Source organism: Terriglobales bacterium (assembly GCA_035543055.1).
GTDB lineage: Bacteria > Acidobacteriota > Terriglobia > Terriglobales > Acidobacteriaceae > JAIQFD01.
The window spans coordinates 1-6,694 of sequence record DATKKJ010000134.1; the positions used below are offsets into that span (position 1 = coordinate 1).

The 6,694-nt window shown below is 63.8% G+C and carries 5 protein-coding genes; 3 read left to right on the forward strand and 2 right to left on the reverse strand.

Annotated features, from left to right (window positions below):
• Positions 1-934: pyridoxal 5'-phosphate synthase lyase subunit PdxS (gene pdxS / locus VMS96_09270; GenBank protein ID HVP43613.1), on the reverse strand; the 934-nt coding region annotated here is incomplete at its 3' end.
• Positions 935-1,036: 102 nt separating this feature from the next.
• On the opposite strand from pdxS, the gene VMS96_09275 reads away from it, so the two are divergent.
• Positions 1,037-2,521 (forward strand): PLP-dependent aminotransferase family protein, encoded by a 1,485-nt coding sequence (locus VMS96_09275; protein HVP43614.1) that lies wholly within the window; start codon positions 1,037-1,039, stop codon positions 2,519-2,521.
• 127 nt (positions 2,522-2,648) lie between these two features.
• On the opposite strand, the gene VMS96_09280 is transcribed toward VMS96_09275, so the two are convergent.
• Entirely contained in the window at positions 2,649-3,131 is a 483-nt protein-coding gene (locus VMS96_09280; GenBank protein HVP43615.1) for a PaaI family thioesterase, read from the reverse strand.
• Between the two features lie 337 nt (positions 3,132-3,468).
• On the opposite strand from VMS96_09280, the gene VMS96_09285 reads away from it, so the two are divergent.
• On the forward strand, positions 3,469-4,572 hold the full coding sequence (locus VMS96_09285) for a radical SAM protein (protein ID HVP43616.1): 1,104 nt from the start codon (positions 3,469-3,471) through the stop codon (positions 4,570-4,572).
• Between the two features lie 124 nt (positions 4,573-4,696).
• A complete protein-coding gene (locus tag VMS96_09290; GenBank protein HVP43617.1) occupies positions 4,697-6,121 on the forward strand; it encodes a sigma-54 dependent transcriptional regulator in 1,425 nt (474 codons plus the stop codon).
• The last annotated feature ends 573 nt before the right edge of the window (positions 6,122-6,694 follow it).

A 6,694-nucleotide genomic window follows, 5' to 3' on the forward strand; every position in this document is an offset into this window, starting at 1 on the left:
ACCAACCCCGGGTCTGCAACATGTCCGCCTCGGCCATGGTCGAGACGGCGATGCCTTTCATTGTGCCGGTGACTTCCTCGCTGGCCTCCAGCACGATCTTGGCATCGTTGAAGTGGGTGGTGGCCTTCACGATGGCGCGGGCGCGGCGCTCCGCCTCGTCCCGCTCCTTGGCGTTACTCAGGTCGAGCGGCGTCGCCTTGTCCTTCATGAAGATGCCGGAGCCGACGAACACCGACTCCGCCCCGAGCTGCATCATCATCGCGGCGTCAGCGGGCGTGGCAATGCCGCCGGCGGAGAAGTTGGGCACCGGCAGCTTGCCGGCCTTGGCGACCATGCGCACCAGTTCATAGGGAGCCTGGTGGTTCTTGGCCGCGGCGTAGAGTTCTTCGTCGTTCATCACAGTCAGGGCGCGCATCTCGCTGATGATCTGGCGCATGTGTTTGACCGCGTGCACCACGTCGCCGGTCCCGGCCTCGCCCTTGGTGCGGATCATGGCTGCCCCCTCGGCGATGCGCCGCAAGGCTTCGCCCAGGTTGCGCGCGCCGCACACGAACGGGACCTTGAACGCGTGCTTGTCCACGTGGTGCGCTTCATCGGCCGGAGTAAGGACCTCGGACTCGTCGATGTAATCCACGCCCAGCGCCTCCAGCACCTGGGCCTCGGCGAAGTGCCCGATCCGGCACTTGGCCATCACCGGGATGGAAACCGCGCCCATGATCTCGCGGATCTTCCGGGGGTTCGCCATGCGGGCCACGCCGCCCTCCTGGCGGATCTGGGCGGGCACGCGCTCCAGCGCCATCACCGACACTGCCCCGGCCTCTTCCGCCACCTTCGCCTGCTCCGCGCTGGTGACGTCCATGATGACTCCGCCCTTCATCATCTCCGCCAGGCCGGTCTTCAGCCGCAGCCCGCTCCCGCCATTGTTCGTTGACATTTCCGTTCTCCTTCGCTTGTATCGCTGCTCCAGCCTCTAAGGTAGAACCTAGAATGGACTTGTTACAAGGTCCATTTTATGAGTAACTGATAGAGCCATTATATGCCCAAGACCGCGGTACACGTGGCCCTGGCCGGGGTGGACCTGGACCGGCGCCGGCCCAACTCCCTCGCCGGCCAGCTCTACGAGGGACTGCGCCAGGCCGTCTTGCGCGGCCAGATACGCCGGGGCGAACGTCTGCCCTCGACCCGTCTCCTGGCGGCGGATCTCGCCGTCTCCCGCAATACCGTCACCAGTGCCTACGAGCAGCTGCTGGCGGAGGGCTATATCGAGGCTAAGGTCGGGTCGGGAACCTGTGTCGCCCGCTCCTTGCCGGACGAGCTGCTCTCGGCCAGTGCCGGCGCGGTGAAGGTCCACAAGAAGCGGGGGCGAAACCACTCCCTCTCCACGCGAGGAAAGTTGCTTTCCAGCCGCCCGGTGCGGGTGCTGACCGTCGGCGGACGCCCGCAACCCTTCGCCTCGGGGCTGCCCGATTTACATGAGTTCCCATTCGTGACCTGGGCGCGGCTGATGGCGCGCCACTGGCGCCGCCCGGGGTACAACCTGGTCGGCTACGGTGACCCCGCCGGCTACAAGCCGCTGCGCGAAGCCATCGCCGCGTACTTGCGAGGCTCGCGGGCGGTGCGCTGCGAGACCGAGCAGATCGTCATCGTCAGCGGCTCGCAGCAGGCGCTGGACATCTCGGCCCGCCTGCTGCTCGACCCCGGCAACACCGCGCTGCTCGAAGATCCCGGCTATCCGGGTGCTCGGGTCGCGCTGCTGGCTGCGGGCGCGTCCCTGGTGCGGCTTCCGGTGGATGCGGAGGGCGCGGACATTCACGCGGTCCAGCCCTCAGCGCGTCCGGCGCAGGTCGCCTTCGTCACGCCCTCTCATCATTTCCCTCTGGGCGTGACCATGAGCATCACCCGCCGGCTGGCGCTGCTGGAGTGGGCGGAGCGTACCGGGGCCTGGATCCTCGAGGACGACTACGACAGCGAGTACCGCTATCGCGGCAAGCCGCTGCCTTCGTTGCAGGGGCTGGATCCCGCAGGCCGGGTGGTTTACATGGGCAGCTTCAGCAAGACAATGTTCCCCTCGCTGCGCCTGGGATTCATCGTGCTGCCCGCCGAACTGGTGGAAGCTTTTCGCCGGGCACGCTCGGTCATCGACGGCCATTCGCCCATGACCGAGCAGGCGGTGCTGGCCGACTTCATCTCCGAGGGACACTTCGCCCGCCACATCCGCCGCATGCGGGCGCTCTACGCGGAGCGGCAGTCGGCACTGGTGGAGACGGCGGGAAGGGAACTGGCCGGCCGGCTGGAGGTCCGTCCTTCCGACGGCGGCATGCACCTGGTGGGCTGGCTGCCGGAAGGCGCCGATGACGTCAAAGCCTCGGAGAAGGCGCTGGCACAGGGCGTCTACACCCGCCCGTTGTCGTCGTGCTCGGCGTCCAAGGTTCGCCGCGGCGGGCTGTTGCTGGGCTACGCTGCGCTCACCATCCCGCAGATCCGGGAGGGGGTTCGGAAGCTGGCGCAAGCTCTGAGGTAGTGCTGGCCTTCAGGCCAGCGGTCCATTGCTCACATGACGACAGCTCTAGCCTCGGAGGAACTGGAGGCACCTCAGCGGCTAAAGCCGCTCCCCTTTGCCGAGCCCAACGCTGGGCTCAAGCTCGGCATTACCTCCGCGTCGCCCGCTTCAGGTACTTGGCGAACATCTTGTGAGGATCGATAGCCACGAATACGGCGCGGCCGCGGGCCAGCACCTCGCCCTTCTCGTTGCGGATCTCGCCTTCGTTCACGTGACGCCGGCCACGGATGTACTTGGACCGCCCTTCGACCACCAGTGGCTTGTGCAGCGGCACTGGCTTCAAGTACTCGACGGTCATCTCCCGAGTCAGCGCGATCACGTGCTTCAGCTTGTTCACCTTGCCCATGGCCTCGTCGAGGACGGTGGCGATGATGCCGCCATGGGCGTGCTTGGGCGGCCCCCAGTAACGTTGCGCCAGCTTGAAGCGGGCGACGAAGCTCTCCGTCTCCGCGTGGTAGAAGAACTTCAGGTGCATGCCGTGGGGATTGTCCTTGCCGCAAGCGAAACAAAGGTTGCGGCGCAGGACGGGGTGCTTGCTGGGGTCGTGTCCGGGAACGCGTCTCTTGGCCATGTGCGTGAGGATGTGGGCTGGATTCTAACAGTGGGCAAGTCGCAAGTCAGGAGTCGCAAGGATGCACGAGGTCAGCCTGCGACCTGCGACTCACGACTTGCGACCAGTCTCGCTAAGTCTTTGCTGCATTTGGTCTTCCGCCGTTCAGGTTTCTGGTTGCTCACTTCGCTGTACAATAACGACACTACGCTGCGCGTAGCCGCGTCCTTAATGATTTTTTGCTGTACGGGTTCCGCTATCCCTGTTTATTCTAAGTAACTTGGACTGGCTCGGCGACGGCATCTGCTTGCCCCGCGGGTGCCCAGTCCTGATCGACCCCTGCCCAGGAGGCTTGTAGATGGCGGAGTTAGAGACCAAGAGCTACCACGCGAACAATTTCGTGCGGGCGTTCCGTCGCTGGTTGGTTCCTTACGTGCAGTCGCGCATCATGGCGGACCAGTTCCGCCCGCTGCTGTCGTACCTGTTCACCGAGTGGAAGTGCAACGTCGACTGCCACTACTGCTGGGCCTTCAACAACAAGGTCAAGGGGATGACGGAAGAGACCGCCATCCGCTCCATCGACTGGCTGAAGTCGGTGGGCTGCCGGGTGATCGCCATCATGGGGGGCGAGCCCCTGCTGCGCCGCGACATGATCCTCAAGGTCGTCGATTACGGCACCAAGAACGGCTTCTTTGTGTACCTGCCCACCAACGGCATCCTGATGAACGAGGATTTCATCGACCGTGTGGGTGACCTGGGCGTGGCTGCCATCAACCTGGCGGTGGACGCGCTGGAAGAGAGGCCGGGGCTGCCCAAGAACCTGAAGCGCATCCGCAAGCAGTTCGACTACCTGGTCAAGCAGCAGCAAAAGTACGGCTACATGATCGTGTTCAACACGAACATCTGCCGGAACAATATCGAGGACGTATACCAGCTGACCGAGATCGCGCACGACGCCGGCATTTCGACCGACGTCCACATCAACGAGCCGCCCTACATCGAGCAGCCGCACTTCCAGCATCTGAACGACAACGTCACCTACATCATGAAGGAAGACTGGCCGCGGGTGGACGAGATCCTGGACTGGCTGATCGAAAAGAACGCGCAAGGCTACATCATGGTCAACAGCAAGGACCACTTGCGCAAGATGAAGGACTTCATGCGCGGCATCACCTACCCGTGGAACTGCCGCGCCGGGCACAACTCGTGCGTCATACGCACCGACGGCACACTGGCACCGTGTTTCCCGATGTATAGCGAGACCAAGGTGGACTGGGGAACGATCGAGAACCCGAAGTTCGACAACGCTCAGCTCGACGAGATGAAGAAGGTGTGCAACTCGCACTGCCTCTCCACCTGCCAGTACGTGCTCGGCTACTACTACAATAACGCGCACGTGCTGCGCTGGATCCTCAAGCAAGGGCTGCACGGCTGGACCGGCCGCGCCAGCACCGACGCATAGACCTTCCCCTGCGCTCCCCGTCCAGGGCCCTCGCCGGTGCGAGGGCCTTCTTGTTGCGTCAATTTCTCTTCCTCGTATGGTTAATTCTTGACATAATCCTGCCCCTCCCCCCAGGGAGCTATCCATGACTGCCCGGACCGCGGCCACCTCCGCTGCCGAAGGACCCACTGTCAACCAGTCGGTTGTCATCTTCACGACCGACACCCTGGTGCCTCCCGAGGCGGAGCAATATCTGGCCCCGCATTTTGAGACCATGTGCCTGGATTCGTGGGATGGGACAGCGGTGGCTTTGGAGCGCCTGGCGCCGAATGCGCTACTCCTCGACATCGACACCGTAGGCGAGAGCACGAACGATGGATTGCGGGCCGTGCAACAGGCCCGCGAGTTGCTGCCGGACATCGTGCTCTTTGCACTCACCCGCTCGGGCAGCCGTCACCTGCGGCTCAAGGCCGAGCAAGCGGGCGCCGACGAGTACTTCGTCGCTCCCCTGGATTTCCGCGAGCTGCGCATCGTCCTGCGCCGCGCCCTCGACAAACGCACCGACGAGCTGGAGAACCGGCGGGTGCAGGAGGAGATCGCCTCCAAGCAGACGTTCTGCGAGCTGATCGGAGGCAGCGAGGAGATGTTGCGGGTGTACGAAGCCATCGAGCGGGTGGCCGCCAGCAACACCACCGTCCTGATCCGCGGTGAGAGCGGGACCGGCAAGGAACTGGTGGCCCGCGCCATCGTGACCTGCAGCCCCAGGGCGGAGAAACCTTTCATCAGCATCAACTGTTCCGCCCTGCCCGACACGCTGATCGAGACCGAGCTGTTCGGGCATGAGAAGGGCGCTTACACCGACGCCCGGGAGGCCCGCGCCGGACATATCGAGCTGGCCCACAGCGGCACCCTCTTTCTCGACGAGATCGCCACCCTGGGCCTTCCCCTGCAGTCCAAGCTGCTGCGGGTGCTGGAGGACCGCACGGTCACTCGCATCGGCGGCAAGACGGCCAAGAAGATCGATTTCCGCCTCATCGCCGCCACCAACGAAGACCTGGAGGAGATGGTGCAGGCGGGCCGTTTCCGCGAGGACCTCTATTACCGCATCAACGTCGTCCCCATCGGCCTGCCGCCCTTACGGGAGCGCCCCGACGACATTCCCATCCTGATCGACCACTTCCTTCGGCGCTATTGCGCCGCCAACAATGTGCCACTCAAGCACATCGACCCGGAGGTGCTGGAAGTCCTCGAGCAGGACCAGTGGCCCGGCAACGTGCGCGAGCTGGAGAACCTGATCCAGCGGCTGGTGCTGATGGCCGATGGGCCCAGCATCAAGATGCGCCACCTGCCGCAGCGCATCCTTTACAACTCCGCCGCCAGCCAGGAATCCATCCTCATCCCCGAAGGCGGGATCCATTTCGACGAAGAAATGGAGCGCATTGAGGCTGCATACGTACGGGCCGCGCTGCGCCGCACTGGCGGCAAGAAGACCGCCGCCGCCGAGCTGTTGCGCATCAATCCCCAGAAAATGAAATACCTCTGCCGCAAGCACAACCTCACTAAGGTTTAAAAAGTGACCGTCATCGAGGTTAAATTTTGACCGAGGTGAGTTTATTGACCGCCCGTTTTGGGCTGAGCCGCCGCCGCCGCGGCCTCTAAGCCCTTCCGAATCAATGGAAGTCGCCTCTATCCCGACCACCCGGACTTTGGCACGCCGAATGCTCTACTACCGGCGTAACGCCGATCGGAAATGAACCCCGGCGGCTAAATCAAAGGATTTTCGAGGGAGGAAGCAATGTCAGTTCAGAAAAAGTCTTTGATCAACTCACAGGCCGCCGCGAAGAAAGCTATCTTAGCTGGCGCGGTGAAGCCAGGAACGGTGAAACCAGGCGCCCTGAAGCCTGGCGCGTTAAAGCCTGGCGCGTTAAAGCCCGGCGCCCTGAAGCCCGGCGCCCTGAAGCCTGGCGCTCTGAAGCCTGGCGCTTTGAAGCCTGGCGCTCTGAAGCCTGGCGCTCTGAAGCCTGGCGCTCTGAAGCCTGGCGCTTTGAAGCCTGGCGCTCTGAAGCCTGGCGCTCTGAAGCCCGGCGCCCTGAAGCCTGGCGCCCTGAAGCCTGGCGCTTTGAAGCCTGGCGCTCTGAAGCCT

Bases quoted from the DNA above. Each gene is read 5' to 3' on its own strand.
- VMS96_09290 (HVP43617.1), top strand. From the start codon at position 4,697: ATGACTGCCCGGACCGCGGCCACCTCCGCTGCCGAAGGACCCACTGTC.
- VMS96_09275 (HVP43614.1), top strand. From the start codon at position 1,037: ATGCCCAAGACCGCGGTACACGTGGCCCTGGCCGGGGTGGACCTGGAC.
- VMS96_09280 (HVP43615.1), bottom strand. From the start codon at position 3,131: ATGGCCAAGAGACGCGTTCCCGGACACGACCCCAGCAAGCACCCCGTC.
- VMS96_09285 (HVP43616.1), top strand. From the start codon at position 3,469: ATGGCGGAGTTAGAGACCAAGAGCTACCACGCGAACAATTTCGTGCGG.